The sequence below is a fragment of the Flavobacterium sp. ASW18X genome (assembly GCF_005144745.1).
Taxonomy (GTDB): Bacteria; Bacteroidota; Bacteroidia; order Flavobacteriales; family Flavobacteriaceae; genus Croceivirga.
Genome location: NZ_SWKK01000038.1, coordinates 1 through 221 on the forward strand (window position 1 = coordinate 1; position 221 = coordinate 221).

The window sequence follows — 221 nt, forward strand, 5'->3', positions numbered from 1 at the left end:
GAGCTGTGCAGCGGTGACGGTTGCCCCTTCGCAAATGACTAAAGTTCCATTACTGCCTGCATCTGGCGCAGCTTGTTCCGTTACTTCCACTTCTGCGATGGCATCTATCGTACACGGCGAAGTTGCGGGCACAGTGTAAGTATATGTACCAGCACCAGCTAAAGCGGGTGACCAAGTTCCAGTGTTATCAGGAGAACCACCGAGTTGCGCAAAAAGTTGTG

The 221-nt window shown here is 52.0% G+C and carries 1 protein-coding gene; it reads right to left on the minus strand.

What is annotated here, in order from left to right:
• A partial coding sequence (locus FBT53_RS16170; RefSeq protein ID WP_169630384.1) for a hypothetical protein occupies positions 1-221 on the minus strand: 221 nt, incomplete at both ends.